The 26,398-nt window shown below is 46.4% G+C and carries 31 protein-coding genes and 5 tRNA genes; 21 read left to right on the top strand and 15 right to left on the bottom strand.

What is annotated here, in order from left to right; genetic code table 11:
- Positions 1-21 precede the first annotated feature (21 nt).
- The 5 genes from DMN77_RS18380 to DMN77_RS18365 all read left to right on the top strand — a co-directional run bounded on the left by DMN77_RS18380 (position 22) and on the right by DMN77_RS18365 (position 2,320).
- Entirely contained in the window at positions 22-303 is a 282-nt protein-coding gene (locus DMN77_RS18380) for a hypothetical protein (protein WP_068781998.1), read from the top strand.
- Positions 304-316: 13 nt separating this feature from the next.
- The gene (locus DMN77_RS18375) at positions 317-646 is read left to right on the top strand and encodes a YolD-like family protein (RefSeq protein ID WP_179015924.1); all 330 of its coding nucleotides are present in this window, start codon (positions 317-319) and stop codon (positions 644-646) included.
- A 193-nt stretch (positions 647-839) separates the two neighbouring features.
- Positions 840-910: transfer RNA gene (locus DMN77_RS18370), tRNA-Ile, on the top strand.
- A 246-nt stretch (positions 911-1,156) separates the two neighbouring features.
- On the top strand, positions 1,157-1,255 hold the full coding sequence (locus DMN77_RS23660) for a YjcZ family sporulation protein (RefSeq protein WP_218653033.1): 99 nt from the start codon (positions 1,157-1,159) through the stop codon (positions 1,253-1,255).
- A gap of 591 nt (positions 1,256-1,846) precedes the next feature.
- Complete coding sequence (locus DMN77_RS18365) at positions 1,847-2,320, top strand: ASCH domain-containing protein (protein WP_068781996.1); 474 nt, start codon at positions 1,847-1,849, stop codon at positions 2,318-2,320.
- 31 nt (positions 2,321-2,351) lie between these two features.
- Here the strand turns inward: DMN77_RS18365 and DMN77_RS18360 are convergent, their stop codons facing one another.
- Positions 2,352-2,501, bottom strand: coding sequence for a hypothetical protein (locus DMN77_RS18360; protein WP_157259358.1), 150 nt, complete (start codon positions 2,499-2,501; stop codon positions 2,352-2,354).
- Positions 2,502-2,691: 190 nt separating this feature from the next.
- Between DMN77_RS18360 and DMN77_RS18355 the strand changes: the two genes are divergently transcribed.
- The 7 genes from DMN77_RS18355 (at position 2,692) to DMN77_RS18325 (ending at position 7,525) form a co-directional block, all read left to right on the top strand.
- Positions 2,692-2,777: transfer RNA gene (locus DMN77_RS18355), tRNA-Leu, on the top strand.
- A gap of 163 nt (positions 2,778-2,940) precedes the next feature.
- Positions 2,941-3,013: transfer RNA gene (locus DMN77_RS18350), tRNA-Lys, on the top strand.
- 147 nt (positions 3,014-3,160) lie between these two features.
- Positions 3,161-3,233 (top strand) — tRNA-Lys (locus DMN77_RS18345).
- A gap of 208 nt (positions 3,234-3,441) precedes the next feature.
- Positions 3,442-5,661 (top strand): Ig-like domain-containing protein, encoded by a 2,220-nt coding sequence (locus DMN77_RS18340; protein WP_068781995.1) that lies wholly within the window; start codon positions 3,442-3,444, stop codon positions 5,659-5,661.
- Between the two features lie 159 nt (positions 5,662-5,820).
- The gene (locus tag DMN77_RS18335; RefSeq protein ID WP_082790166.1) at positions 5,821-6,762 is read left to right on the top strand and encodes a ComEC/Rec2 family competence protein; all 942 of its coding nucleotides are present in this window, start codon (positions 5,821-5,823) and stop codon (positions 6,760-6,762) included.
- Positions 6,763-6,769: 7 nt separating this feature from the next.
- Positions 6,770-6,982, top strand: a complete 213-nt coding sequence (locus DMN77_RS18330) for a DUF3006 domain-containing protein (RefSeq protein WP_068781994.1) — start codon at positions 6,770-6,772, stop codon at positions 6,980-6,982.
- Positions 6,983-7,009: 27 nt separating this feature from the next.
- A complete protein-coding gene (locus DMN77_RS18325) occupies positions 7,010-7,525 on the top strand; it encodes a DinB family protein (RefSeq protein WP_179015923.1) in 516 nt (171 codons plus the stop codon).
- Between the two features lie 99 nt (positions 7,526-7,624).
- Here the strand turns inward: DMN77_RS18325 and manA are convergent, their stop codons facing one another.
- Together manA and DMN77_RS18315 are read right to left on the bottom strand one after the other, a co-directional pair.
- On the bottom strand, positions 7,625-8,569 hold the full coding sequence (gene manA / locus DMN77_RS18320) for a mannose-6-phosphate isomerase, class I (protein ID WP_179015922.1): 945 nt from the start codon (positions 8,567-8,569) through the stop codon (positions 7,625-7,627).
- A 51-nt stretch (positions 8,570-8,620) separates the two neighbouring features.
- Positions 8,621-9,538, bottom strand: a complete 918-nt coding sequence (locus tag DMN77_RS18315) for an ROK family protein (RefSeq protein ID WP_179015921.1) — start codon at positions 9,536-9,538, stop codon at positions 8,621-8,623.
- A 108-nt stretch (positions 9,539-9,646) separates the two neighbouring features.
- Here DMN77_RS18315 and DMN77_RS18310 point away from each other — a divergent pair, with 108 nt between their 5' ends.
- On the top strand, positions 9,647-10,669 hold the full coding sequence (locus DMN77_RS18310; protein WP_179015920.1) for a LacI family DNA-binding transcriptional regulator: 1,023 nt from the start codon (positions 9,647-9,649) through the stop codon (positions 10,667-10,669).
- A 101-nt stretch (positions 10,670-10,770) separates the two neighbouring features.
- On the opposite strand, the gene DMN77_RS18305 is transcribed toward DMN77_RS18310, so the two are convergent.
- Entirely contained in the window at positions 10,771-12,261 is a 1,491-nt protein-coding gene (locus DMN77_RS18305) for a peptide MFS transporter (protein WP_179015919.1), read from the bottom strand.
- A gap of 262 nt (positions 12,262-12,523) precedes the next feature.
- Entirely contained in the window at positions 12,524-13,138 is a 615-nt protein-coding gene (locus tag DMN77_RS18300; RefSeq protein ID WP_068781988.1) for a superoxide dismutase, read from the bottom strand.
- A 247-nt stretch (positions 13,139-13,385) separates the two neighbouring features.
- Here DMN77_RS18300 and DMN77_RS18295 point away from each other — a divergent pair, with 247 nt between their 5' ends.
- Positions 13,386-13,634 (top strand): YuzB family protein, encoded by a 249-nt coding sequence (locus DMN77_RS18295; protein WP_068782517.1) that lies wholly within the window; start codon positions 13,386-13,388, stop codon positions 13,632-13,634.
- Positions 13,635-13,733: 99 nt separating this feature from the next.
- Here the strand turns inward: DMN77_RS18295 and DMN77_RS18290 are convergent, their stop codons facing one another.
- Together DMN77_RS18290 and trhO are read right to left on the bottom strand one after the other, a co-directional pair.
- A complete protein-coding gene (locus DMN77_RS18290) occupies positions 13,734-14,363 on the bottom strand; it encodes a helix-turn-helix transcriptional regulator (RefSeq protein WP_068781987.1) in 630 nt (209 codons plus the stop codon).
- A 33-nt stretch (positions 14,364-14,396) separates the two neighbouring features.
- Positions 14,397-15,284, bottom strand: coding sequence for an oxygen-dependent tRNA uridine(34) hydroxylase TrhO (gene trhO, locus DMN77_RS18285; RefSeq protein WP_068781986.1), 888 nt, complete (start codon positions 15,282-15,284; stop codon positions 14,397-14,399).
- 133 nt (positions 15,285-15,417) lie between these two features.
- Here trhO and DMN77_RS18280 point away from each other — a divergent pair, with 133 nt between their 5' ends.
- Complete coding sequence (locus DMN77_RS18280; RefSeq protein ID WP_068781985.1) at positions 15,418-16,119, top strand: PIG-L deacetylase family protein; 702 nt, start codon at positions 15,418-15,420, stop codon at positions 16,117-16,119.
- A 74-nt stretch (positions 16,120-16,193) separates the two neighbouring features.
- Here the strand turns inward: DMN77_RS18280 and DMN77_RS18275 are convergent, their stop codons facing one another.
- The 3 genes from DMN77_RS18275 to DMN77_RS18265 form a co-directional block, all read right to left on the bottom strand.
- Positions 16,194-16,736: a DoxX family protein gene (locus DMN77_RS18275; protein ID WP_068781984.1), complete on the bottom strand. Its 543-nt coding sequence runs from the start codon at positions 16,734-16,736 to the stop codon at positions 16,194-16,196.
- 205 nt (positions 16,737-16,941) lie between these two features.
- Positions 16,942-17,103 (bottom strand): hypothetical protein, encoded by a 162-nt coding sequence (locus DMN77_RS18270; protein WP_179015918.1) that lies wholly within the window; start codon positions 17,101-17,103, stop codon positions 16,942-16,944.
- Positions 17,104-17,431: 328 nt separating this feature from the next.
- Positions 17,432-18,190, bottom strand: a complete 759-nt coding sequence (locus DMN77_RS18265) for a polysaccharide deacetylase family protein (protein ID WP_068781983.1) — start codon at positions 18,188-18,190, stop codon at positions 17,432-17,434.
- Positions 18,191-18,328: 138 nt separating this feature from the next.
- On the opposite strand from DMN77_RS18265, the gene DMN77_RS18260 reads away from it, so the two are divergent.
- Complete coding sequence (locus DMN77_RS18260; protein WP_179015917.1) at positions 18,329-18,988, top strand: cysteine hydrolase family protein; 660 nt, start codon at positions 18,329-18,331, stop codon at positions 18,986-18,988.
- An 84-nt stretch (positions 18,989-19,072) separates the two neighbouring features.
- Here DMN77_RS18260 and DMN77_RS18255 read toward each other — a convergent pair whose 3' ends face one another.
- From DMN77_RS18255 to DMN77_RS18245, 4 genes are all read right to left on the bottom strand, one after another.
- A complete protein-coding gene (locus DMN77_RS18255) occupies positions 19,073-19,744 on the bottom strand; it encodes a DNA-3-methyladenine glycosylase family protein (protein ID WP_068781981.1) in 672 nt (223 codons plus the stop codon).
- Between the two features lie 30 nt (positions 19,745-19,774).
- Complete coding sequence (abc-f, locus tag DMN77_RS18250) at positions 19,775-21,841, bottom strand: ribosomal protection-like ABC-F family protein (RefSeq protein ID WP_483874239.1); 2,067 nt, start codon at positions 21,839-21,841, stop codon at positions 19,775-19,777.
- 19 nt (positions 21,842-21,860) lie between these two features.
- Positions 21,861-21,968 (bottom strand): RAxF-45 family protein, encoded by a 108-nt coding sequence (locus DMN77_RS24305; protein ID WP_372776195.1) that lies wholly within the window; start codon positions 21,966-21,968, stop codon positions 21,861-21,863.
- A gap of 196 nt (positions 21,969-22,164) precedes the next feature.
- Positions 22,165-22,237 (bottom strand) — tRNA-Val (locus DMN77_RS18245).
- A 159-nt stretch (positions 22,238-22,396) separates the two neighbouring features.
- Here DMN77_RS18245 and DMN77_RS24015 point away from each other — a divergent pair.
- The 3 genes from DMN77_RS24015 (at position 22,397) to DMN77_RS18230 (ending at position 24,353) form a co-directional block, all read left to right on the top strand.
- A complete protein-coding gene (locus tag DMN77_RS24015; RefSeq protein ID WP_082790165.1) occupies positions 22,397-22,954 on the top strand; it encodes a hypothetical protein in 558 nt (185 codons plus the stop codon).
- Positions 22,955-23,569: 615 nt separating this feature from the next.
- Positions 23,570-24,019 carry a GNAT family N-acetyltransferase gene (locus tag DMN77_RS18235; RefSeq protein ID WP_068781978.1) on the top strand — a complete coding sequence of 150 codons (450 nt, stop codon included), beginning with the start codon at positions 23,570-23,572 and terminating at the stop codon, positions 24,017-24,019.
- 94 nt (positions 24,020-24,113) lie between these two features.
- Positions 24,114-24,353: a DUF3892 domain-containing protein gene (locus DMN77_RS18230; protein WP_068781977.1), complete on the top strand. Its 240-nt coding sequence runs from the start codon at positions 24,114-24,116 to the stop codon at positions 24,351-24,353.
- 57 nt (positions 24,354-24,410) lie between these two features.
- Here DMN77_RS18230 and DMN77_RS18225 read toward each other — a convergent pair whose 3' ends face one another.
- Complete coding sequence (locus tag DMN77_RS18225; protein ID WP_068781976.1) at positions 24,411-25,145, bottom strand: MBL fold metallo-hydrolase; 735 nt, start codon at positions 25,143-25,145, stop codon at positions 24,411-24,413.
- Positions 25,146-25,318: 173 nt separating this feature from the next.
- Here DMN77_RS18225 and DMN77_RS18220 point away from each other — a divergent pair, with 173 nt between their 5' ends.
- Positions 25,319-25,879: a copper amine oxidase gene (locus DMN77_RS18220; protein WP_068781975.1), complete on the top strand. Its 561-nt coding sequence runs from the start codon at positions 25,319-25,321 to the stop codon at positions 25,877-25,879.
- 89 nt (positions 25,880-25,968) lie between these two features.
- Positions 25,969-26,292: a DUF1292 domain-containing protein gene (locus tag DMN77_RS18215; protein ID WP_068781974.1), complete on the top strand. Its 324-nt coding sequence runs from the start codon at positions 25,969-25,971 to the stop codon at positions 26,290-26,292.
- Positions 26,293-26,398: the final 106 nt, after the last annotated feature.

The following is a 26,398-nucleotide window of genomic DNA, read 5'->3' as shown; positions in this document are numbered from 1 at the left end:
GTTCTTATTGGAGATGATGTCATGTTAAGTGATCTCGAACGAAAAGTGCTTCGTATTCTACTCAACTTCTCATCACAGAGGCACCGTATGCCGACAAAGCCTGAATTAGAGTGCACGACAGGCCGACGATACGAGGATATTAAATCCGCTCTGGATGTGTTGGTGCAGCAACATTATATTTTCTGGCCGGATAACCCACGACTTGATACCATTGTGATTCTGGAGGGGTGGGAGCGGGATACATCATTGCCTACACCAAAGCCGACGATATCAAGCAACATTGACTATTGGACTAAGTATTAAGGGGGCGGTGTGTATGGCAGGGTTACTTGATGACGGTGGGGTATGGGAGCGAAGTTTTATACTGCCTGAACACAAGGAAGCGATGGCGCGCCAAGGCCGGGAGGCAACAAAGAAGACAAGGCCGATCCTGGATGCTCAGGAGCTGGAGCAAATTCAGCTGATGCTGTCAGAATCTTTTCATCAGCACAAACGAATTACACTTCGCTTATTTGGTGAATTTGACGATGTTGAATTCGAAGGCATAGTAACAGCTATTCATACTTATCGTAGAGAGATAAAGTTGGCTATAAGTCGGGATGAATGGCAATGGATCCGGATTGGAGATATTTTGAACGTATATTAAGGATTGAAAATAGAAAATTTATTGATTATGCTTATAGGAAATGTAATGTTTTGATACTGGTTTGTAGGATCTCTTACCATAATATTTGCTAACATATTTGCTAACCAACTGATAATAACTGATAAAAACAAATCGTTCATAAAAGCCATTGATAATGGATTCTTTAAACGGACAATAACACATACAAACGTTTGCCTTAGCTCAGTTGGTTAGAGCGGTCGGCTCATAACCGATTGGTCGGGGGTTCGAGTCCCTCAGGGCCCATTTATGCGAGAACCCTTGCTATGCAAGGGTTTTTTGCTGTTTATAGGAGATAGAATCCTAGATTTTAGGATTTGATAGCTTGTTGCTAACGCCTGTGCTAGCGGCGATAGTGCTTGGCGCAGTGGATGAATATCTTGCAGTACAAGCATCACCTAAAATAGACTATTAATGAGGGAAAGGTGTCCAATCTTTTTCGATAAAATAGAATAGGATAGTGTGTACTCTATATAAAAGGAGGAATCACACATGAGTGAAGTGGTTGGCGGCGGATTATGGGGTTCAACGGGGGCTATTTTGGTTCTCTTCATTTTGCTTGTTATTATTTCCAGAGCATTCATTTATTAATGGAATGCTTTAAGGACTAATGTATAAGATTCAACTCCCTCAGTTCAACGAAATGAACTGAGGGCTTTATTTATTTCAGCCAATAGGTTGTTGTGGTATATTAATAGGCGAACAAAGCCAGGCCTCCGAGCAGAGAGACCTGGCTTACTTACATCATGGAATACAAGGCATTATTTGATGGAACAAAGGGAATTCGTATTTGGTATAGCTATTATTGTAGATGTTGCTGTATGAAGGTGTGATTAACGGCCGCGCTTTTTGCCTCTCACTTCAGGTCCGCCGCAAAACACGTCTTTTACAGAATAGCAGAATTGATGGTTTGGCACGGGTACACAATGATGTCGTCTGATGATTTCAACGGGATGCACTACGTTTACCACTTGTGGATGGAAGTAATCTTGATACACTGCAGCTGGCGGGTCAAATACGGTTTGTTCTGGACATTTGTTATGGCATTCTGACATTTTTCTTCAGCTCCTTTGTTTTAGGTTCACATCATTATACGCGTGTAACTACTGAATGACTGTATGTTTGTCTATCTATATCTACATCAATGAGTCCATAATATCAGCAAATAACAGGGGGTTCTTTATGAAGGTAATCACGATCAGGCAGCCATGGGCGACCCTGGTGGCTCTGGGGGAGAAGCAGTTTGAGACCCGCAGCTGGAAGACGGAATACAGGGGGGAACTGGCCATTCACGCAGGAAAAGCGATAGATAAGACAATCTGTCAACTGGAGCCTTATCGTTCTGTTCTTCAAAGGCATGGGTATAGCACGGAACAATTGCCGCTTGGAGCGGTGATTGCGGTGGGAAGACTGGAACAATGCCATTATGTTGGAACGGATCTGGGAACTGCGGCAATCCTGGGAGATGACAGCTATATCGTGGAGGGAACGGAATATGCCTTCGGGGACTACACTGAAGGGAGATTTGCCTGGAAAATAGGCGGTATGAGATTGTTAGAGAGACCGCTGTCTGCAACAGGGAGACTTGGGCTCTGGAACCTTCCGGATAATCAGCTATTGAAAATGGATGAAGTGCAGCATACCTGGTCGAAATAATTATTCAACCAGGTAATGCTCCAGCAGCTATTTATTCCTCTTTGTTCTTCTCGTAGGCAATCAGGGTGACTTCATGCCCGGCGATTTGGGTTAACTGATTTTCGGCCTCTTTAATAATGGTGACTGCATGAGCTGTATCGTTCAGAGAGGCTATTTTGTAATGATCGTCTGAATTTTTCAACTTGGGACCCTCCAATGTGTAATGTATAGAATTTCAAGCTTAAGCAGTTCTAAGTTTGCCCATGACAAAAGCAGCTTATGAGAAAAACTTGATTATCTCAGAAGTTACATGCTATAATAACAAACGCAGGATTTTTCTTGTACATAGAAAAGCTGCCCGATAAGACGCATCGTATTTGCGTCGACAGTTAGCCGGGATGGCGGAATCGGCAGACGCACAGGACTTAAAATCCTGGGGTGGGTGACCACCGTGCGGGTTCAAGTCCCGCTCTCGGCATTTGTGCTTACAAGGTCCGTGAAGGATCGCATGCCCCTCATTTTGATGAAGGGACTTGCGATCCTTTCTAATCCTTGCTGAGCAGATGAAGCTTCAAAAAGATGTTGCAAAACCTGAGTGGCTATGTTATTATGTAAAAGTTGATTAATGACATTAACAATTTGGATCGTTAGCTCAGTTGGTAGAGCACGTGACTCTTAATCATGTGGTCCAGGGTTCGAGTCCCTGACGATCCATTCTTTAGAAACGGGCAGAGCTCCCGTTTCTTTACTCCTTATAAGACACTGAAAGACATCAGTGGTTGCTGTCAGGCAGCAAATAAGTATTGCAACACTCAAGTCACTATGTTATTATATAAGAGTTGATAGTGACATTCATAATTTGGATCGTTAGCTCAGTTGGTAGAGCACGTGACTCTTAATCATGTGGTCCAGGGTTCGAGCCCCTGACGATCCATCCTTTAGAAACGGCAGAGATGCCGTTTCTTTGTTGTTTGGGGAGATGCGCGGTAATCGGGATCAATTATCGCACATCTCTTTTTGTTTATAGGACAAAGGTATTATTTTCTGGTCTAGGGTAACGAAATTATTCCTGCTTGTCGATATATTACCTATAGGCCTGAATATGGATTCCGGCAGACATGACAACCAAAGGAGAGAAATGAATGACTGGAAACAGGAAACTGACAGGATGGCTCCTTACAGTGGCGCTGCTCCTGGCTGTCGTATTTCCTACTGGCGCCTTTGCCGCCACAGGAGATGTAGTCTCGATTGATATTGAAGGTTCCGGATCACCGATTGAGCTGACGGTAGGAAAGTCTACCAAGCAATTGAAGGTGTGGGGAACTGTAGAAGGCTCGTCAGTCAAACGCGACTTGACCCGAGCAGTGGATTGGTCCTCCGACCACCCGGAGATCATTAGTGTGAACAACGGATTTGTAACTCCGCTGAAGAGCGGCAGTGCAATAATTACAGCTGTTTATAACAACTCTGCTGTGTCCACGATAGAAATCAAGGCAGTAGACACGTACAAAGATCTGACGCTGGAATATTCAGCGAAAGGGAAGTACAAGCTGGGAACCAATGAGAAGAACTTGACGGTTACTGCTTTAGCGGCTGTCGAAGGAAGTCAAGGGGATACCAAGGATGTTACGGCTGATACCGATTGGTCTACCTCGAACTCCATGGTGCTTACGATTGAGAAGGGGAAAATCACCCTGGTCGGAGAAGGGGAAGCTACGATTACAGCCAAATATAAAGGACTGACGGCTTCTTTTAAAGCGACGGTAAGCTCGCCGTATTCTGAACTAAATATTCTTCGTGCAGGAACAAGCGTAACGGATGAAGATGTAGAGCTCTTGATCGGTGACGACGAAGTAGCACTAACAGCTCAATCGACATTGACCAGTGATAAATCCACCTTGGATGTCACTGCGAAGGCGAAATGGACTTCTTCGGATAGTAATATAGCAACGATTGAAGAAGGTAAACTGAAGGCTAAGGCTGCTGGTAAAACGACGATTACGGCTGAATATCTCGGCGTTAAAGCCAAGATCGATGTATATGTGCGTGCTCCATATGAAGTGATTTTGCTTAAGCCTGCAGAGGATCAGTTGATATTTATCGGTGAAAGGCTGCAGCTTGAAGCAGAGATGAGAAGTCGCGCAAACTCAACAGATTCCGTAACAGGAGCTGCTGAGTGGAATTCATCGAGCCCGTTGTCGGCTACCATATCTCAAGGGTTAGTTACAGGCATGACCGCAGGCTCTTCGACGATTAAGGTTAGTCATCTTGGAGTTAGCAAGAGCATTAAAATAACCGTTGCTCCGACAATTACGGATCTAACTGTAGAGAAGACAGAGCTGGAAATGTATAAGAACGATAAGCTGAGTCTTCCTAAAGTTACGGCTACAAAGCTGGACGATGATAAGATGGATTTCAGCAGCAATGTGAAATGGACTTCGGATAATGAAGATATCGCCAAGATTGAAGACGATAAAATTATTGCCAAGGATTCAGGTAAAGTAACGCTTACGGCGAAGCTGCCTGATTCAGAAGTTAGTTCTCCGCTTAGCATTCGCGGGAAGAGCGTAAGCATTGAGCTTACCGTAAAAGAAAAAGTACTCACTTTCATCATGCCGGATGAAAAAATGAGTCTTGTAATCGGTGAAGAGATATTGCTTCCTAAGGTTACGGCTGTATATGAAGATGGCGGAGAAGGTGACGTATCCGAGGATATTGAATGGACAGTTACCGGTGCAAATGCAGTGGTGAAGACGACATCTGCTGGTAAAGTTGTAAAAGGTCTGAATAAAGGCTCAGCTACTTTAAAGGGAACTTATTCTAATAAAATGATCAGCGTTCCAATGACGATTGAACCTAAAATCACGAAGATCGTCGTTGAGCCTACGAGCATCGAATTGAATGTGAAAAAGAGCAAATCGATTAAAGTTACAGGTTACTATGCGGATGGCAAGAAAGTAACTCTGTCCAGCAAGGTAGGCTGGCAATCTTCCAACGACCAGGTGGCAACGATCTCCTCTACCTCGGTGAAGGCTATTGCAGAAGGAACAGCCACTTTGACAGGCTCCTATCAAGGACAAGCCATTAGTGTGAAGGTGAGCGTAGTTCCGAAGCTGACCAAGCTTACGGTGGACGAGAAGAGCCTGAAGCTCGCACCGGGTTATGTAAAGACCGTGAAGCTTACTGCAGAATATGATACAGGTGCATCGGTATCTGTGAATGATAACGCAGTATGGACGACTTCCAAAGCGTCCGTAGCGAAAGTAACAAACGGGAAGATTGAAGCGGTCGGTAAAGGTTCAGCTACAATCAAAGCGAAGTACGGTGATAAGACAGTGTCCGTTCGCGTCACAGTAAAGTAATTAATTTATTTACAGAGCCGCCTTGGAAAATTCCAGGGCGGTTCTTTTACATTCCTGGTTGATTCAGGTTTGACCTTGGCATATAATTAAGGAACAAATGTTCTATTTCATAACATGAACACAATAACGAACTATGTAAAGCAAAGGAATTGTACAACAATGGCAAAACGCACTACAAAAGGCAAGTCCAGAAGCAAGTCAAAAAGCAGCACACCAAGAAATAGCGTCATCGTGGTTCTGCTGGCTGTCTTTATCGGGTTTTATTTGCTGGAGGGCGGCTGGCAGGATTGGCTTGGTCCGACGGACTCATCTTCCGTATCGACGCAGGCGGGGGAGAATGAAGGGCGCCTGCGGGTCATATTCCTAGATGTAGGGCAGGGAGCTTCGCAGCTCCTGATTAGTCCAAGCGGCAAGACGATGCTGATTGATGCGGGGAATAATGACCGTGAACAGCAAATGGTTGATAGCCTGCACACCTATGGGATTGATCATCTGGATATCGTGATCGGAACGCACCCGGATGCGGACCACATTGGCGGCCTTGATCGAGTGATTGACAATTTCGAAGTTGGCGCCGTCTATATGCCAAAGATTCAGTCCAATACAAAAACCTATGAATCGCTTCTTAGATCAATCAAAAATAAGGGGCTGAAGGTGAAGACGGCCAAGGCTGGCGTGAACCTCGACTGGGACGAAGAAGTAAGCAGCGAGATGGTGGCACCCGTAACAATCAGTGATGATACGAACAACATGAGTGCAGTAGTTCGCATTACATACGGCAATAGCTCCTACCTGCTTACCGGCGATGCCGAGCGGGAGAGTGAGCAGGCTATGCTGTCATCCGGAAGAGAACTGCAGGCAGATGTCATGCTGGTCGGTCATCATGGTTCCAAGTCCTCGACGACGCTGGCCTTCTTGAAGCGGGTCAAGCCGAAGTATGCCGTAATCCAGGTAGGAGCAGACAACAGCTATGGTCATCCGAAGCAAGCGATACTGGACCGTCTGGCAAAGCAGAAGGTAGACGTATATCGCAACGATTTACAAGGGAATATCGAGATAGCCTCCGATGGAATGAAGTATTATATTACGACGGAAAGGTGACACGGTCATGATTGGGATCGTTGAAGGCTTTGAGGAAGACGTATGCCGGATTGAAGTAGAGGGGCAAATGAGGAATGTTCCGTGCAGCCAGGTCGGCAAGGAAGTGAAGCCGGGAGACGTTGTAGAATGGAAGGATGGCTTATGGCTGACGAATAGGCAGAAGACCGAGGCAAGAAGCAAGGAGATCCAGAGATTAATGGATGATGTCTGGGAAGATTAAAGAATGAATTAAAGGGAGGATTACCGTATGTTGTCGAGACCCAAATCTGAGGAATTTTTACCCCATTTTCAGGTGTATGTGAATCTGGTACCGGAAGGTAATCTATTGGAATTATTAAAGGAACAGAGCTCGCAAATCGTCGATCAGCTTGCTTCCGTTACTGAGGAGCAGGGAGCATATCGCTATGCTGAAGGCAAATGGAGTCTTAAGGAAGTGATCGGGCATATGGCCGATACCGAACGCATTATGAGCTACCGGCTGCTTCGGATCGCCAGAGGCGACACAACGCCGCTGCCGGGCTTTGAGGAGCAGCTATTTGTAAGTAATGCTGGCTTCGATCGATTCACGCTGGGGGAACTGCTAGAGGACTTTCAGAACGTCAGAAAGGCTACCTTGTCGCTGATACGCGGGCTGGATGAGACAGCCTGGCAGCGTATGGGTCATTATGGCGGAGGAGAAGGCTCGGCACGTTCGCTAGGCTATATTATTGCCGGCCATGCGATCCATCATCTGAATATCATTAACGAACGATATCTTGCTTAGAGCTTCATTTATTCCCACTTGCAAAAAGAAGAACGGCCAAGCTAATCCGGGGACGGAAGGCTTGGCCGTTTGTGCTGTTTTTAGAACTGCGTGCCCCAATTACTCGTGAGAGATAATCAGCTCAAGCTTGCCATTCAATTGAAAGTCACCTGAAGAGATAGGAAGAATGAAATGATCTCCCTTGGCCAAAGGATAACTTTGTCCGTTGATGGACAACTCGCCATGACCATCAATTACACTGCAGATCGTATATTGCTTGGCTTCCGGGAAGCTGGCTTTGCCGTCAACATTCCATTTCTCTACGGTGAAGAAGGAGTTGGAAACAAAGGTTGTAATGACGCCATTTTCGATTTCCTTCGTGTCATAGGATACGGCTTGGTAGGCTTGTGGGACAGTAGTTACGTCGATAGCCTTCTCCAGATGAAGCTCACGGGTGTTGCCATCCTTATCTTTACGGTCATAGTCATAGACGCGATAGGTTGTATCCGAGCTTTGCTGTGTCTCCAGCACGACAATGCCTTTGCCTAATGCATGGATTGTACCGCTAGGTACATAGAAGAAGTCGCCGGCTTTTACAGGGACCTTAGTCAAGAGAGCATCCCAATTCCCTGCTGTGATCATCGACTCCAGCTCCTGCTTCGTCTTCGCTTCATGACCGTAAATGATGCATGCGCCCGGCTCAGCAGCGACAATATACCAGCATTCTGTCTTGCCAAGTTCTCCATTTTCATGAACGCCTGCATAGGCATCGTTAGGGTGAACCTGAACAGAAAGATCGTCAGAAGCGTCCAACAGCTTTGTGAGCAGCGGGAAGACGGTGGAAGAGGAATTGAACAGCTCCGGATGGGAGGTCCACAACTCACCAAGTGTCATCCCTTGGTAAGGGCCGCTGTTTACGATACTCTGGCCATTGGGATGAGCGGAGACTGCCCAGCATTCACCAGTGCGTTCATAAGGGATGTCATAGCCGAACAATTGCTTCAGCTTCTGGCCTCCCCAAATCCGTTCTTGAAATACCGGTTGAAGAAAAATAGGTTCATTCATCGTGTTATGCTCTCCTTTTTAGCTATGATTGAAATGGTGAAGCAATGATATTTATTTGTAATCAACATGGATCAGGGCTGCGGCTCCGATCAATCCGGCATCCTGCAGCAAAGCGGCAGGGACAATCGGAGTACTGCGTCCTGATGGGTTCAGCGCATATTTGGACACATAATCTCTGACGGCGTTAAAGAGCGGCTCGCCGATTTGCGAGACCCCTCCGCCGATGACCAGCTTCTCCGGATCGAGCGTGTTGATCAGGGTGACACAGCCAATTCCGATATAACGGAATACTCGATTGACTAGCGCCTTCATCTCTGGATGTCCCTCTGCGGCGAGCGCAAACACTTCTTTGGAAGTGATCTCGCGTCCCAGCAACGCTGAAGCCTGTCTGGCAATGGCCGTGCCGGAGGCTACATATTCCCAGCAGCCTTGCTGGCCGCATACACATGTTCCTGCCGAAGGGTCAATGACAAAGTGACCAACATCACCGGCATTCCCGGTAGCTCCGGTAATCAGTCTGCCATGGCTAAAGATACCCGCGCCGATGCCTGTGCTAATCGTGATAAATACGAAATGCTCAGCATCCTTAGCAGCACCGAGCCATTTCTCCGCTAGAGCTGCTGCAGTCGCATCATTCTCAAAGGCCATCTTGCAGCTAAAATGGCGCTGTAACGATGCTACGATCGGGAAGTCCCACCAGCCCTTCAGATTAGGCGGAGCGGTAATTTCACCTTTTTGCGTATTCAAAGGGCCTGGGGCGCCTATGCCAATTCCAAGAATATTCGACTCTTCCACTTGATGCTCCATCAGCAGCTGCTTGATGGCTGCCGCCATTCTGTCCACCATGACATGAGGCGTTACCGAGTGATCGGTAGGAAGGGAAGTCTTTGCAAGAACCTGGCCTGACGGATCGATAATTCCGAGAGCGGTCTTGGTTCCACCAATGTCGATACCAATTGCGTAATCCAAAGCTATTCCTCCATTAGATGAAATGATAACTTGACAAACTTGACAAACTGTAATTTTGTAAAGTATATTTAGGTTTAGTTTAGCATGTTTCGAAAGGAATGAAAACAATTGGCCAGAAAAAAGAAAATATCGATGCAGGATATTGCGGATAAGCTTAATATATCCAAAAATGCAGTATCTCTGGCCTTGATGAATAAGAAGGGAATAAGCGATGCGACGCGTTATAAAGTGCTGCAGGCCGCAAAGGAGCTTGGCTACGGTCAATTTGCCGCCGAAGAGGCGGGCAATAATATAATAGTGCTTGTTCCCGAACGGATTATGAGCTATCAGGACAACGATCATTTTCAATTTTTTCACGATATGATCTGGGGCCTGGAGAAGAGCATCCGCAGCAGGGGATATAATGCGATCGTAGCTCCGATCGATGAAGAGATGGAGGCCGGTCTGAAGTTGCCGAGGCTGGTATCGGAAATTTCTTATCGCGGCATTATTTTGTTCGGAATCGTGGAGAAGAACTATGCACGTCTCGTATGGGATATGGAGGTCCCATTAGTGATGCTGGACTCCTATTACCGGGATCTGCCCTGCCCAACAGTCACATCGGCTAATATCGAGGGGGCCTACGAAGCGACCTCCGTATTGATTGCCGCCGGGCATCGCGAGATTGGCTTCATCGGTCCGACTAATCTGACGACGAGTCACGAAGAACGCTGGTTTGGTTATTGGAAGGCGATGCGAGATCACAGGCTATCTGTGAGTAGCGAATATTGTCTGACAGAGTCTCAAGGATATGACGAGACAAGGCGCGAAATCGCGGATTGGCTGGATGGGCTGGACCGGGTGCCCAGTGGATTCTTCTGCGGCAATGATCGGATCGCTTATATATTGGCGGGACTTCTACAGGAGCGTGGAATCTCTGTCCCTGAGCAGATCTCCATTGTCGGATACGACGACCTGCAATACCCGGCGATGCCGGAGCTGCAGGTGACAACCGTGCATGTGGAGAAGGAGAAGATGTGCCAAGCAGCTGCTGAACTTCTGTTATCTGTTTCTGGACGAAATCGGGAGATGATGCGAGTCTTCGTCCCGTCTACCCTTGTAATTCGTAAATCTGTCAGAGAACTGAATTGAATAAAAAATAACCGTTCAGGGAAAATCCATCTGACGGTTATTTTTTATTCTAATCAGAAATTAAGAATGTAAAATTTTTCACAAATATAGAGATGGGTTCGCTATTTTATCCCTTTCATATAGCTTTGAATCTTGGGAGTCAGCATGAACAATAAGAGGCTTAATACTAACGCAGCTCCACCAATGACACCAAAGTACATCATTTCAGTCTCGGGTGTATAGAATTTGACGATCTGAGCGTTGATCGCTTGCGCAGCTGCATTTGACAGGAACCATAAGCTCATCGTTTGCGCTGAGAACGCAGCAGGTGCCAGCTTTGTAGTTGCGGACAGGCCAACCGGTGACAAGCATAATTCGCCGATAACGACGACGAAGTAGCTAAGTACTAGCCACAGCGGGTTTACCAAGGAATTGGCTCCGCCGAAGTAAGCTGGCAGTAAGATGATTAAGAACGATAAACCAGCAAATAGCAATCCCAGAGAAAATTTTTGCGGAATCGTGGGTTGACGTTGACCAAGCTTCATCCAGATCCATGCAAATACCGGGGCTAACGTAATAATAAAAAGTGGATTCAGTGATTGGAACCAAGCAGGTGAGATATGGATGCCTGCAAAATCCAGCTGTGTACGCTTGTCCGCATAATTTGCCAGGATGGTTGCCCCTTGCTCTTGAATTGCCCAGAACATAATCGATGCAATAAACAACGGAATATAAGCGATGAGCCGCAAACGCTCCACATTTGTTGTCTTCGGACTACGATACATAAATACAAAGTAAAGGGTAGGTATAAGGATACCCAAGATACCAACCAGTTTGATAAACGTAGCAAATGTGAGAATGCCTAGCGGGATTGTAACAGCAATCAAGATGCCAACAACGACGATGCCAATGCCGCTCCTGGTGAACACTTTCTTTCTTCCTTTGGAGGATAAGGGGTTAACAACGCTTGTACCAGCCAGCCCCAGGTTTTTCTTGCGAGTTGTCACATACAGGATCAGACCGATGAACATCCCTACCCCTGCAAGGCCGAAGCCAAGATGGAAGTTCTTCATTCCAACGGTACCTATAATGAGCGGGGACAAGAAGCTTCCCAGATTAATTCCCATATAGAAAATACTAAAACCTGCATCACGACGGTTATCCTGCTCACTATAAATTTCTCCGACCTGACTGGATACGTTAGGTTTTAACATACCTGTACCTAATACGATCAGAACCATGGCAATAAAGAACAGTGCTATATTTCCCGGTATAGCCAGCAGGATATGGCCCATCATGATGAATACTCCGCCATAGAACACGGCCTTGGAGGTACCGATCACCTGGTCGGCGAGCCAGCCTCCGATAATTCCGGACATGTAAACAAGCGATCCGTAGATGGACATAATCGCCAGGGCAATATCTTGTGGAAGCCCTAATCCACCTGCAGTAACTTCATAGTACATAAAATACACCAGGATTGCTCTCATCCCATAATACGAGAAACGCTCCCAAAATTCGGTGAAGAAAAGGGTGAAGAGGCCTTTAGGATGTCCGAAAAATCCTGTTTGAGGGACACTCTGCACTACCTTCTCTTTATCCATGTTCGACATAACAACTCTCCTCTATGATGTTTGTAAAGCGGATAAAAATGAAGTCGTAATGTTTATTATAAACTTTAACCAGAATGGACTTCAATTGACGAAAATAGGAAGATTGTAAATTTGGTGCCCGCTGTGAATTCAAGGGAGCCTTGTGATCGAATGAGGCCAATCTCTTTTTTTTATGAAATGGGGGATACGAAAAGGGTGCCCTTAGTCAATTTTATGACTTAAGGACACCCTATGATTAAAGCTATTTTACGCTGAAAAGTTATTATTTGTTCAAAGCAGCTTCGTAACGTTTTTCAACTTCTGCCCAGTTGATGACGTTGAAGAAAGCAGAGATGTAATCAGGACGTTTGTTCTGATATTTCAAATAGTAAGCATGCTCCCATACATCAAGGCCAAGAATCGGAGTCTTGCCTTCCATGATTGGGGAGTCTTGGTTAGGCAGGCTGTACACGGACAATTTGCCGTTATCTACAGCAAGGAAAGCCCAGCCACTGCCAAAACGAGTTGTGGCCGCTTTGGAGAAGTCTTCCTTGAATTTGTCAAAGCCGCCCAATTCGTTGTTGATTGCGTCAGCGAGCTTGCCGGAAGGCTGGCCGCCGCCGTTAGGGCCGATGACTTCCCAGAATAGGGAGTGGTTAGCATGGCCGCCGCCGTTGTTACGAACTGCAGTACGTATGCTCTCAGGTACGCTATCCAGATCCGCGATCAATTCTTCAACGGATTTGGATTGAAGCTCAGGAGCAGATTCCAGAGCAGCGTTCAGGTTAGTTACATACGTATTATGGTGACGATCATGGTGAATCATCATAGTCTGTTCATCGATATGAGGCTCGAGTGCATTGTTTGCATAAGGAAGTGCAGGTAATTGATGTGCCATGGGTAAATCATCCTCTCTAGTTAATATGTAGCGTCATTGTCATTTCCGACAGTTCTTATTATATAGCTACTTAGATACTTAGTCAACATATATGTATGGTAAGTATATTAATTCATCGCCTTCCATTGACAAAGAGGGATTCGTTCCTCATAATGATTGGTCGAACAGGCATTTTCATCATCGTCATTCATCTATGTATTATGCTCGTTCAAGGTAATCTTATAAGCAGGGGTGAAAAAAAGTGGGAATGGGCATCGTTGTCGTAGAGGTATGCAGCAATAATCTGCTCAGTATGCTGGATTTGGAGCAGTTGGAGGAAGAGTATCCGGAGATCGCCGTTATGCGAACGGATTGCCTCAATTTCTGCGGAATGTGCCGAGCAAGACCTTATGCGATGGTAAATGGGAGCAAGGTGTTTGCCAGGACATCGGAGGAATGCCTCCTGCTGATCAAACAAGCGATAGAGGCCGAGCTTAAAACATTCTATGAAATATAAACTTGTGGGTTAACAAGGACAAACAGCTGCATAGCGTAGATAAATAAGCCTTCGAAAGCATTTGCTTTCGAAGGCTTTTAGGTATAACCAAGACCGATATTATTGTTTATGAATAACATAGACGCAGCGTTTGCCCTGCTGCACCAGACATTCCGTTCTTTCGACCTTCGTATCCAGCAAGGTCTCGAACAGCTTCAACTCACAGTCGCAGGCATGATTGTACTGATCAGCGATTTTTGAGATCGGGCAATTATGCTCCTTCAAGACGAAGCTGCCGTCCTCTCGGGCCGTGCATTCCGTCATATATCCGTTCTCGTTCTGAATTTCGGCCAAGCGGCGGACCTTCTCGTTGAAATCCTTGCCTTGCATCTCGGATTCATATCTACTGGTCAGCTTCTCCTTACGTCGCTCAAATAGCTGGTTAACCAGGTCCTCGCCAGTCTCTTCTGCCAGGGCATTGAGTAGATCGAGCGTCAAGGTATGATAGCTCTTGGGGAACATGCCTTCCGCTGTATCTGTCAGACCGTAAACCGCGGTTGGGCGGCCCATCGTCTGACGGATCATCTTCGATTCAATTAACCCGTCGCGTTCCATAGAGCTAAGATGTCGGCGAACCGCCATTTCCGTAATTTGCAGCTCGTTGGTAATTTCTTTGGCGCTAAGGGGACCGGCTGTTTTCATCATATGCAGAATCCGCTCTCGGGTGGATAAATGTTGTTCCTGACTCATAACAGACCCTCCCTTGGGTGAATAGTCGCCTTGTTATAGAACCTCCACGGCGTCCTTGCAGGCATCTGAACAGAAACCGTGATGCACCTCTTCACAATCCTCACAGCAAATATGTTGTAAATTACATACCGGACAATTAATATAACGATCGTGAGTGGTTCCGCAGTGATAGCATTTGCCGATGACAATGTCCTCATCTGTCCGGTTGATTGGAACGGAGATCCGTTCGTCAAATACATAGCATTTGCCATCCCATAACCGGCCCTGAACCTCGGGGTCCTTGCCATAGGTGACGATGCCGCCTTCCAGTTGGGAGACATCCTTGAAGCCTTCGTTCAGCAGGAAGCCAGTCAGCTTCTCGCAGCGTATTCCACCAGTACAATAGGTAAGAATGGTTTTGTCCTTATAATCGCTCAGATTGTCGCGAATCCATTCGGGGAATTCGCGGAAGGAACCGACCTCGGGGCGAATCGCGCCGCGGAAGTGTCCGATGTCATATTCGTAATCGTTGCGACCGTCAATGACGAGGACATCCTCGCTCTGCAGCTTCTCGTAGAACTCGGCAGGGGACAGGCGCTTGCCGCTCAGCTTATTAGGATCAAGCTCATGCTCATAACGGAAAGTGACCAGTTCCTTTTTGTGCCGGACGAACATCTTCTTGAAAGCATGCTGGTCGGTTTCATCGATCTTGAAGTATATGTCTTCAAATCCAGCGATGGCACGGAGATCATTCATATATTTCTCTGTCTGCTCCACGGTGCCGGATACAGTCCCGTTAATCCCTTCGCTCGCGATCAGAATACGCCCCTTCAGCCCAAGCTCTTTGCAGTATTGCAGATGCTCTGCCGTAAAAATTTCAGGCGAATCAATCGGTGTGAATTTATAGTATAGTAAGATGCGGTAGTTTGTCGTTGAACTCATATATTTCATCACCTATTTAAGATTTTAGATTATAATTAAGATTCTACTGCATTGTAGAGAATTTTGCCGACTTAGTCAATATTAAAGTATAGTAAGTATGTTAAGAGGTTTTTGATATGGAGGAGGAACTGGGATGAATAAAAACGTTGGCTTCGTATATGCACATCCGGATGATGAGACTTTTGGCTGCTCCTTTCTGATCCGGCAAATTGCAGATGAAGGGGGGAATCCCGTGCTGCTCACGGCTACACCCGGTAATGCGGGCAAGACAGGGCGTCTTGGGCCGATGACGCAGGAGGAGCTGGCGGCGAAGCGTAGAATCGAGCTGCAGCAAGCCGCAGATATTATCGGTATTTCCGAGGTCGTTCATCTGGACTTGGGGGACGGTAAATTGAAGGAAATAGATCAGGATGTTCTAGCTGCCCATGTGGCGAATTTCCTGCGTGAGCATCAAATCGAGGTGGTCATCACTTTCCCTGAGGATGGAATGTCCGGACATGCTGACCATATCGCGATACATCACGCTGTAAATAAAGTGGTGTTTGCCGGGCAAGTTCCTTCTGTACAGAAGTTGTATTATAACTGTTTGCCCTCGAAGCATAATGAAGATGGTACAGCGAGTGTGCTGAGTGTAGGTGCGAATGGGAACTGGCAAATGAAGCGCGATGCGCTGGCGGCACATGAATCGCAAATCTGGTCGATTGAAAGAGTATTTGGGGATTTGCAACAGGTGAAGCCAGAATCCTTTGGTCCGGAATACTTCCAGCTCGTCTGGGAACGGGGAGTACATCATCCGCAAAAGCAAGAACAATCGATCTTTGATGATCTGGCATAAAATTGACATAACTTAAAGGCCGGCCTCCCGATCAGGAGGCCGGCCTTTGTTTATGCTTCATACGAGAGGAGCGATTAATGGGCCAAATGTTTTACTTTCATCTTGTTGTTTGGAGCCTCATTGATTGTCTTGTCCTGCCCTTTCTTGTGGAACAAACCGCGCAAGTAAGGCATAAGGTAGTAGTCGAGTCCGATTTTGCCTGCATTAGCGGCAGCTACGACAACCAGTACTTCAAGCAGGAGCATCTGTGCGTTGGTGCTTACGGTTCCCGAGAAGAGGAAGGCTGCGTTCATGACGAGTCCCATCAGGGCTGCGAAGGTTGTGAATGTACCGAGAATAAGTCCGAGACCCACTAGGAATTCGCCTAAAGGAATGACGATGTTAAAGGCGTTAACTCCTGGAAGAGCTATATGCTGCAGGAAGGTTGCCCACCAAGCTTGAACGGTGGGGTGGTCACCTACGCTGTTTGCGATCGCCCCATTCAGGAAGCCGGCTGCATCGAAGCCGCCTGTAAGTTTATGCCACCCGGCTGTAATCCATTGGTAGCCGAGATAAATACGGATTACGGTTAATAACCACATTGCCACTTTGTTTGTTCTCAAGAAATTGTTAAACATAAGAACCACTCCTTATTTGTCTTTGTCATTGTTTGGATGATCATCTTTGATGACTTTATTATAAGTGATATTTTTCACAATACATGTGATTTAAATCACAATTAATAAAATTTGAATAAATAAATTTTGAAGTGTTATTTTAGGCATTAAAATAGCCCGATGTTTGGAATGATCATCGGGCTTGCTTAGATCTCGAATAAGCGGACTATCTGGCAGCTACATCCGTACGGACGACGCCGACATCGGAAGCATTAATCGCGAAGGCATTGCCTCCTTGCCCCGTTCTGGCGCGGGAAGATTGATTTACTTTAACGACATTTTTTCCATCCTTGCTATGATGGCGATTTCTCTTTGTCTTGGCGCGCATTTTAACTCACCTCCTTTAATGAAGTTAGGAGGGACTGCGGCCATCATGATTTGCGAGAGGACCTCTTCTTGCGAGTTTTGTCGATTTTGACGTTTACGGCATTGCTAGCCAGAGCATTTCCCAAATGGGTCTCTGCGTGTGCGGATTGAGTTATTTTAATGACAAGGTATTGATTTTTGCCGATTTTGTATTTATAAGATTTGATGCTGGAATGAACCATTTTGCCAGACTCCTTTCTCGTGGCTGAACTGATCTATATTTATGCCATGGGGAAAGGAGCCGTGGCGGCGAATCACCGGGAAGATTTGTCCCGATCCTAGCGGCTGGTCTAATGGTTTACTTCGATATGCTGTTTAGGTGAAGCTTTATGGGTAAGCAGTTCAGAGACGGTCACGAAGGAGAATCCCCTTTTTTTCAACTCAGGTAAAATTACCTTTAACGCTTCAGGGGTCTGAGAACCGTGGTAGACAAAGTCATGCATAAGCACAATATCCCCATTGCGGGCATTATTCAGCACCTTGCGCACAATTTTGTTCACACCGGGAGAGGCCCAATCTTTCGTATCCTGATGCCAGGACCATAAAATTAACTGCATATGATTCTGCTTGGTCAATTGAATGATGTTCTCATTGTAGACACCCCCAGGCGGGCGGAATAACACGGCTTTATGGCCGGTCGTCTGATAAATAACTTGCTGGGTCTGGTCCAATTCGCTTTTAATGGTATTATATGACAAGGTTTCGAAGGCGGGGTGGCGGAACGAGTGATTGCCGATTTCATGACCGGCGGCCAGCTCTTTCTTAACCAGTTCAGGATAACGCTTGACGCGTTCGCCAACGACGAAGAAGGTTGCCTTCGCATCATATTGTTCCAGCAGCTCGAGAATTTTCGGTGTCAGTTTTGCATCGGGGCCATCATCGAAAGTCAGAGCGATAAACTTGTCTTGGGTAGGGACCTCCCATACGATGTCACCTCGCGACTCATAGTAAGCTCTGTCTTTGGGGACAGAGCGGGCTTCCGCTGAACCGGGAAGATGAACTAATGCCGCGGATAAGATGAGCAGCAAGAGCAGTTTGGGTTTAAGCATGTTCGTAAAGTTCCTCCCTCTACATTTTTTCACAGGATCTTATCATACAGGCCAGGTGTGGCATTCAATTATTGTGGTTGATTTCTTGAAAAAATATCCCTTATCTGAGCGAGGCCCGCTAAAAGGAGGATTTTTGAGATGAGTTATACCTCTCCGCATTGGAGCCGGTCTGTGTTGTTAACGATCGATACGCAAAATGATTTTACACTGCCAGAAGCGGTGGCAGAGGTTCCTGGAACCTTTGCAGTATTGCCAAAAATGGAGCAAATACTTGCCGTTTACCGGGCGCTGAACCTGCCGATTCTTCATGTCGTCCGACTGTATCAAGCGGATGGATCCAATGTGGACCTATGCCGGAGACAGGCTGTTGAGCAAGGCCTGCGAGTCGTTGTCCCGGATACAGAGGGAGCGGAGCTGGCCAGTTCAATTCGCTCGCCTGATTATTGCGGACTGGATTCCGAACGACTGCTTCAAGGGGAATTTCAAGTGATAGATGAGCGGGAATGGATCATGTACAAGCCGCGTTGGGGCGCCTTTTATAACACTTCCCTTGAGCAATTTCTCAGGGAGCGGGGGATCGACACGATTCTTTTTACAGGCTGCAATTTCCCCAATTGTCCGAGAACTTCGATGTATGAAGCTAGCGAACGGGATTTTCGCGTCGTTATGGTAGCTGATGCGATGTCCCAGGTCTATGAGCAGGGAATAAAGGAGATGAGGAATATCGGCGTATATGTATGCAGCCTGGATGAAGCCGTAATGGAAGTGGAACAGGCGGTAGGGAGGGTAAGTACTTAAGGATAATGCGAATTAAAAACACACCGTATCAAAAATCCTGTGATGACACGGTGTGACGTGAAGCAAACGTAGAGAATATACCCATTAGAGGCGGGCATGGCTGATTCGTTCTTCCAGCATCTGGCCCGAATCCACATGCCCTGTATTAATCGCTTCCCACAGATAGATCGAAGCAATGGAGCCGTAAGGCTCCCAAATATGCGCAACCTGTTGCAGGTACTTGCGGTCTGACCGTTCTTCCAGATTATGCAGCCATCTGGCGGCACGTTGCAGCCCGGCATCGCCAATAGAGACAATATTCTCACGCCCAAGTCCGAAGATCAGGAACATTTCCGCCGTCCATTTGCCGATCCCTTTGATCGAGACGAGCTTAGCTGTAGCTTCTTCATCACTGAGATCCTGAAGCCGTTCCAGGTCGACCTCTCCGGTTAATACCTTATCGCATAGATCGCGGATATACGCGACTTTGGCGGTAGAGAGTCCAGCGGCACGAAGTTCCTTATCGCTTGGAGCTGAGAGGGCGGCCGGGGACAATTCCCCGGCCAGCTCGATCACCCGGCTGCGGATCGTTGCAGCTGCTTTGACAGAAATTTGCTGACTGATGATCGATCGAGCTATCGAGGCAAAATGCGGCTCCTGGGTGTTCGTCTTTACCTCGCCAATCAAAGTAATTAAAGCACCCATACGGGAATCCGCCTTTGATAGCGATTGGACCCGCGGGTCATCGGCATGTAAGTGGAATGCGATTGAACTCATTTGTATAACAACCTCTCAATTTGATCCGATTTATTCACCGTTTTCAAACATGGCAATATAATTTTCGATTAACCCATCCAAAATCTGCTGAATCTCATTTTGCCGAGTCTGAAGGTCGGATAGTTGATCGGCATCGCAAGCCGTTTCCGGTTCCAGCATTGCTGCATGGATGAACTGCAGTGTCTGTTCCAGTTCGGCGATATCACGCTCCATCTTTTGAATCGTGGACGGATTAGGTCTTGACGAAGTTTCCATCGCTTTGGCTGGCAGCTTCGATTGCTGTAGCTTTGCTGTCGAATTCGGGATTGGGCTTGCGGCTTTCGTTTCAGCAGGTTCAGTTGTTGAAGCATAGTTGAGGGTCAAAGATTTTTTTCTTTCCAGTTCACTTTTGTAGTCCTCAAAGTTCCCAAGCGTCACGGTCATTCGTCCGTTATCAAGAGCCCAAACCTGCCTTGCGATTTTGTTAATGAAATAGCGGTCATGGGATACGGCCAGCACAGTGCCAGGGAATTCTTCCAGAGCATCCTCCAACGCTTCTCGCGAGTCGATATCAAGATGGTTCGTCGGTTCATCAAGCAGCAGCAGATTAGGCTTGCGATACATTAAAATAGCTAGTCGTAGCCGCGTCCACTCTCCGCCGGATAGATTACAAACTTGCTTGAATACATCGGCCCCGTAGAAGAGGAAGCGGGATAGCTGGTTTCTGGCTTCCCCTGTTTCCATTCCAATCTCGGAGCGGAAGTAATCCAGCACGGTCAGCTTCAGATCGGATGGAGCGGACTCCTGAGCTAAATAACCTGTCTCAGTTCTTGAGCCGAGGCGTATCTCGCCTGTATCAGACTCAGTCATACCGAGAATAGATTTAAGCAAAGTACTTTTACCTGAACCATTGCTGCCGATAAGCGCTGCTGTCTCTCCATAGCGAAGCGTATGCGTTATTTCGCTGTACAATTGCCGATCTTCGATGGATTTGCCAACCCCGGTTAATACGAGTGCATCCTTGCCGGAACGGTCGGATTGCTGCAACTGCAGATCAATGCGTTTACGTTCCAGAATAGGTCTTTTCAGCTTGATCATCCGGTCCAACGCCTTTTGCATCGAGGCGGCCCGGCGATGGAAGCCGGGGTTTGGCGGATTGGAGCGGTTGCCCCATTCAATTAACTGCTTGATCGTTTCCTTCATTTTTTGGATTTTCTTCTGTTGCTCCTGGTATTCTGCAAATTGCAGCAGCAGTCTTGCTTCTTTCTCTTCCTTATACTTGCTATAATTGCAATGATAAGTGATAGCTTCGCCATCTTCAATCTCAATGATCTTGGCGGCAACCGCATCGAGAAAATAACGGTCGTGCGAAGTGATGATGGCTGTACCGTTATAAGTGACAAGGAATGATTCCAACCATTCAATAGCCGCCATATCCAGATGGTTGGTGGGTTCATCGAGCAGCAGAATATCCGGATTCTGCAGCAAGATTACGGCCAGGCCAATCTTTGTCTTCTCGCCGCCGGATAAGGTAGAGAAGGGACGGTGATATTGCTCCACCGGGATACCCAGGCCAGCGGTGACCCGATCGATTGAAGCTTCTATTTCGTAACCGCGGCCACGTTCGAACTCATCCTGCTTTTGCCCATATTGCTCTAGCAGGGCCTCAAGTCTGGAGGGCTGCCTGACTGCGTCTGAGGCGGACATCTCGGCTTCCAGCCGCTGCATTTCATCCTTTATCTCCAACAAGCTATGAAAAGCTGACTGAAGTATATGATAGACCGTCTCGCCATTCCCGTAATCCGGGATTTGCGCCAAGGCGCCGATTCGGGCATTTCTACGAATCGACAGGGTGCCTTGATCCGGCGCATCACTTCCGGAGATCAGCTTCATCAGCGTTGTCTTGCCGCTTCCGTTACGGCCAATCAAGCCTACTTTCTCGCCTTCTTTGATCTCAAAGGATACATCGATAAGCACCAGTTCGGCACCGTAATATTTTTGAATATGTTGACTTTGAATCATCATGATTAAGTTCTCCTTCGACCTATGCCGCTGCTGCCTGCCGAAGTAAAAAAGAAGGCTGCAGGAAAAACCTGCAGCCTTCTTAGAAACACACACGTATTACAAGTCCGTGAGGTTAAGGGAGGAGCGGCATTTCGCAATTTGTAATGGATATCGAGTTTCTAAAAATGGACAGACGTATCCCGTTGCGAAATGACTCATGAGTAATGCCAAAAACTGCCATTGGCAGCAGGCTCAATTGATTCCACGCAAATTTGCGATCCACTCTCCCCACCTCCTTTCAAAAACACAATTATTGTAAGTATATGATGGGGGAATCGAAAAATCAAGTAGTGTCTCCCCCAAGTGTCCCCCAATGAGGCTTTCGTAGTTATGTTAGAAAAACAGAAGAGCCCTTGCTGCGCAAGGACTCTCAGTGATGATCTGTAGTGGGCTCGAACCACTGACCCCTACCCTGTCAAGATAGTGCTCTCCCAGCTGAGCTAACAGATCATATTATAAGTGAAGACAAAATTTATCTTATCAGGAAGGGCCAATGATGTCAAACTATTTTTGTATGAATAATGAAGCAAAGTTCTACAATTCCCAACTAGAATAAGCTGCTATTTTTTGATAAAATATGTGCTAGCATGGCGTGAGGGGGACGAGGGTTTGGATAAAGATATGAAGGAAATGCTGGAAGTTCTTATGAATCAGTTTGGGAAGCGATTTGATTCTGTCGATCAAACCCTTGTTGGTATTCATCAACGCCTGTCAGGGATTGAAGAAGACCAAGCGCTCATGAAGCAAGACATACGAGGTATCAAAGATGAACAAAGCCTCATGAAGCAAGACATACGAGGTATCAAAGATGAACAAAGCCTCATGAAGCAAGATATTCGAGGCATCAAGGACGAACAAAGCTTCATGAAGCAAGATATACAAAGCATCAAGGACGATCAAAGCCTCATGAAGCAAGATATACAGGGCATCAAAGAAGATCAAGCGCTCATGAAGCAAGACATAACCGGAATCAAGCAAGACATAATTGGCATCAAACAGGATGTTAAAGAAATCAAAGAGGATCAGCAATTAATTAAACGCGCGGTGCTGGACACCAATGAACGCGTTATGAAAATGGAAACTGTCCTGGAGAATCAGCATAATATCATCGAACTGCTCTCTGCACGCTCAATCCAGCAGGAAGCTGAACTGAAACGAATCAAATAAGCTCATCCGGTGCATTAGCGCCGGTTTTTTTGTTGCATCAAAACTCCTTGCAGCTTGGAATAGTCATTTCAGAGGTTTAATCATTATATAATCTCCATTTATTGGAGATTATATAGATATGACTATAATCCGAACGGGGGTAGTGTACAAATGAAATGCAATCAATCGTGGCTTAAGTTTCACTGGAGCAAACTGCTTAGGATGGTTTTATTGACGGCAATCCCTTTGACCCTAACGGGCTGTGGCCTGTCAGCCAGCCAGAAGACGATGGATAGGCAAGCCAAGGCTCCATGGTGGTCCAGCTCTTCTATATCTGACGGTGTCTACGCTCCAGCTGTTCAGAAAGAGGTATACTCCACGGAACCCTGACTTGGACCTGCTTACTCATCTTCCCATCTGCGCGAATACCCCTTCTTGGTAACATAGAACATCGGGACAATCAGAAGAACAGAAATGAGAATTGCCGCCCCAATCGTTAGTCCGTACACTGATTTAACAGCTCCTTCTCTCCAAGTATTACCCCAACTATACATTAAAATAAAATTTTTGTATAATGATGCAAGTTTTTATTTTAATTACGCACAATAGAGATTTATGAATATGGGAGGGATAGGAATGGCTGCTGTAATTGTACCCGTAAAGACAGAAGAACAGTTGGAAGAAGCCTGCAATATTCGAAAAGAGGTATTCGTGCAGGAGCAGAAGGTTCCGGAGGAACTGGAAATTGATGAATATGATGTAATTGGACCGGATGCTCACCACATTCTTATCGATGTTGACGGAGTATATGCCGCTACAGGTCGTCTCATTTATTACAAGGATAATGCGGCAAAAATGCAGCGGATCGCAGTTCGTAAAGACTTCCGTTCACAAGGAATTGGCAGGGTGCTGCTGCTTGCTATGGAGGAACTGGCCCGTGAACTGGGATTGACGAGATCTGTGCTGGATGCACAGTGTCAGGCAGAAGCCTTCTATCAGAAGCTGGGTTATGTGACGACCTCTACGGAGACGTTCCTTGATGCGAACATACCTCATGTCAGAATGGAGAAATCGTTGGAGCTCTAATTCTCATACATTCCGCAATTTGGGACAAACTATACACATCCCTCTCACGGGAGCCCTGTGAAGGGAAACAATGAAGAGGAGATGTGAGTGTACCATGGAAATGAATACACGCGAGACCTTTATTGCAGTTCAGAAAAATGGAGACGGTGATCTTACCGCCTTCAAAACCTCCAGCGGCCGGGTTCTTGATTATGAGCAGGCGCTGCAGGAAGTGAAAGCCGGAGCTATTGCAGGGGTCAATGTATTCAAAGGAAGGGACGGAGAAATGTACATTCGCGGAGACGCGGATGGCGACCCGACCAACAATTTGGACGCATTGCCAAGGTTCGAATAAATCAATTCCACGATGAAACGATGACAGCCGCAGGCATATGCCTGCGGCTGCTTATATTTATAATGAATAGATCTCATGTTGTCGCAGAAATTGCATTGCGCCTGTATGACCAGCGTGGTTCTCCATATCATCCGCATAATGCATCAGATATATCATCTGCTGAATGTCCTCAGGCAGGCTGCGCAGCTCATCCAGCGTCGTATGCACCGCCCCAGGCGAGATAAACTGAACCTCATGCAAAATGGTGCGGCAGCCCCGCTCGCGAACTAGCTTCCTTAATAACTCTGGTTGGAACGTCATATCCGCGCTATAGAAAATTTCTTGATTGATGTATAGCGAATAACTATCTTTTCCGGGAATGTGTGGCGTCTGAATCAATTCAACAGTTAGATCTGGCGACAAAGGATACGGGATTCCTTCTTTTAGTGTATGTACCTCAAATGCATCCACCAACGAAGAGATGCCTTCCTGAGTTAATCCGCCCTTAAGTGTATTTTCCCAAAGAGGTTGAACCAGCTTCTCACTGATATAGAGGACCGGCTTACGCCCGTATTGAAATTTCATCCGGAAAGCGAGCTCTTCCAGGCCACCGACATGATCTCCATGGATATGGGTGATTAGAATCGCGTCGATCTCATCCGGTGTCTTGCCTATTTGATGCAGGGACATGGGAGCGGTAATTCCGCAATCGATCAGCAGCGTAAACTCCTCGGTACTGAGAAGCGCGTTATTGTTGAAATATTGCTTGGCAAAGGCGCCGCCTGTTCCTAGCATTTGCAAGCTTAATGACATATTTATTCACCTCTTTATTTTGATGCTGCGCTATGTACTAATATATCATTTTCTAATGCCTGCTCGAAATTAATTTCAAAAAAATAAAAACCTTTCATGAAAACAGCGCAACTTGGTTCATAATTTGGAGTATAAATTTACATCAACATGAATCTTATGGAGGGGTAACATTTATGAAATGGAGAAGAGTTGCAATACTCGTTACTATATTCTCCCTGATGGGAGGTTCACTGCTGTTCGCTGATTCAGCTTCTCAGAAAGTTCGTTTGCTGATGAATGGACGTGAGCTTGATGATGGCAGCTATATCATTGATGGGAAGACTTATATTCCGCTTCGTGAATTAGAAGGGTTGATTTATTATGACGACTCTGCGAAGACGGTCTATTATTATAAACCGAATGTACATATCTCTCTGGTTCAAACGTCCGATGGCAAGGTCTTCGGCGATATCAACAAGAGCGGGAAGCTGAAGTTCAATGTATTCACCCAGGTCGACAATTTAAAGACCGATATATCGGCAGTTCGCGTATCTATCACTTCTCCGGACGGCAATACCACTGTCATTCAAACGAGTGAAATTCCTAATCATAAGGACAACTTCTGGTTCCGAACTGAGGATTTTAACTATGACTTCAAAAATGCCGGAAAATATAAAATCGGCTTTTACATGAAATCGGCAGGTGGAGGGGACTTCACCTTAGTCTCTGAGAAGAACGTTAATGTGCTCAAATGACTTGCCGGTAATCTAAATTGACCTGTCCGCTGTAAAGTGTTACGATACCACAAGGTTGATAACTTTAAACTAAAAGCGAGGTATTTTGAATGAGCGAGCATAATCACGAGCACGGCGAAGCATGCGGTTGCGGACATGATCATGACCATGACCACGAGCATGAAGAGTTCGTGTTGACTCTAACGGATGAGAATGGGAATGACGTGGACATGGTTCTCGTTGAGACATTTGACGTAGGCGAGAAGCTGTATGCCCTGCTGCTTGAACGCAACAATCCGGGAGCCGACGGCATCATTCTGCGTATGGAAGAAGAGAATGAAGAAATGGTGCTGTACAATATCGAGGACGAAGATGAGTGGAGTCAAGTAGAAGAAGCTTACAATCAGCTCGTATCCGAATTGGACGAAGCATAATTTTAAGATAAATAAGAGTTGTCTTTGGCATTTATTTTGCCCGGGGCAGCTCTTTTTTTGAATGATAAAAAAAGGACCCTGAAGGCTGCCTCCACAGCCTTCAAGT

Source organism: Paenibacillus sp. 79R4 (assembly GCF_013393165.1).
Classification (GTDB): Bacteria; Bacillota; Bacilli; order Paenibacillales; family Paenibacillaceae; genus Fontibacillus.
This window is presented reverse-complemented; position numbering and strand designations above follow the sequence as displayed.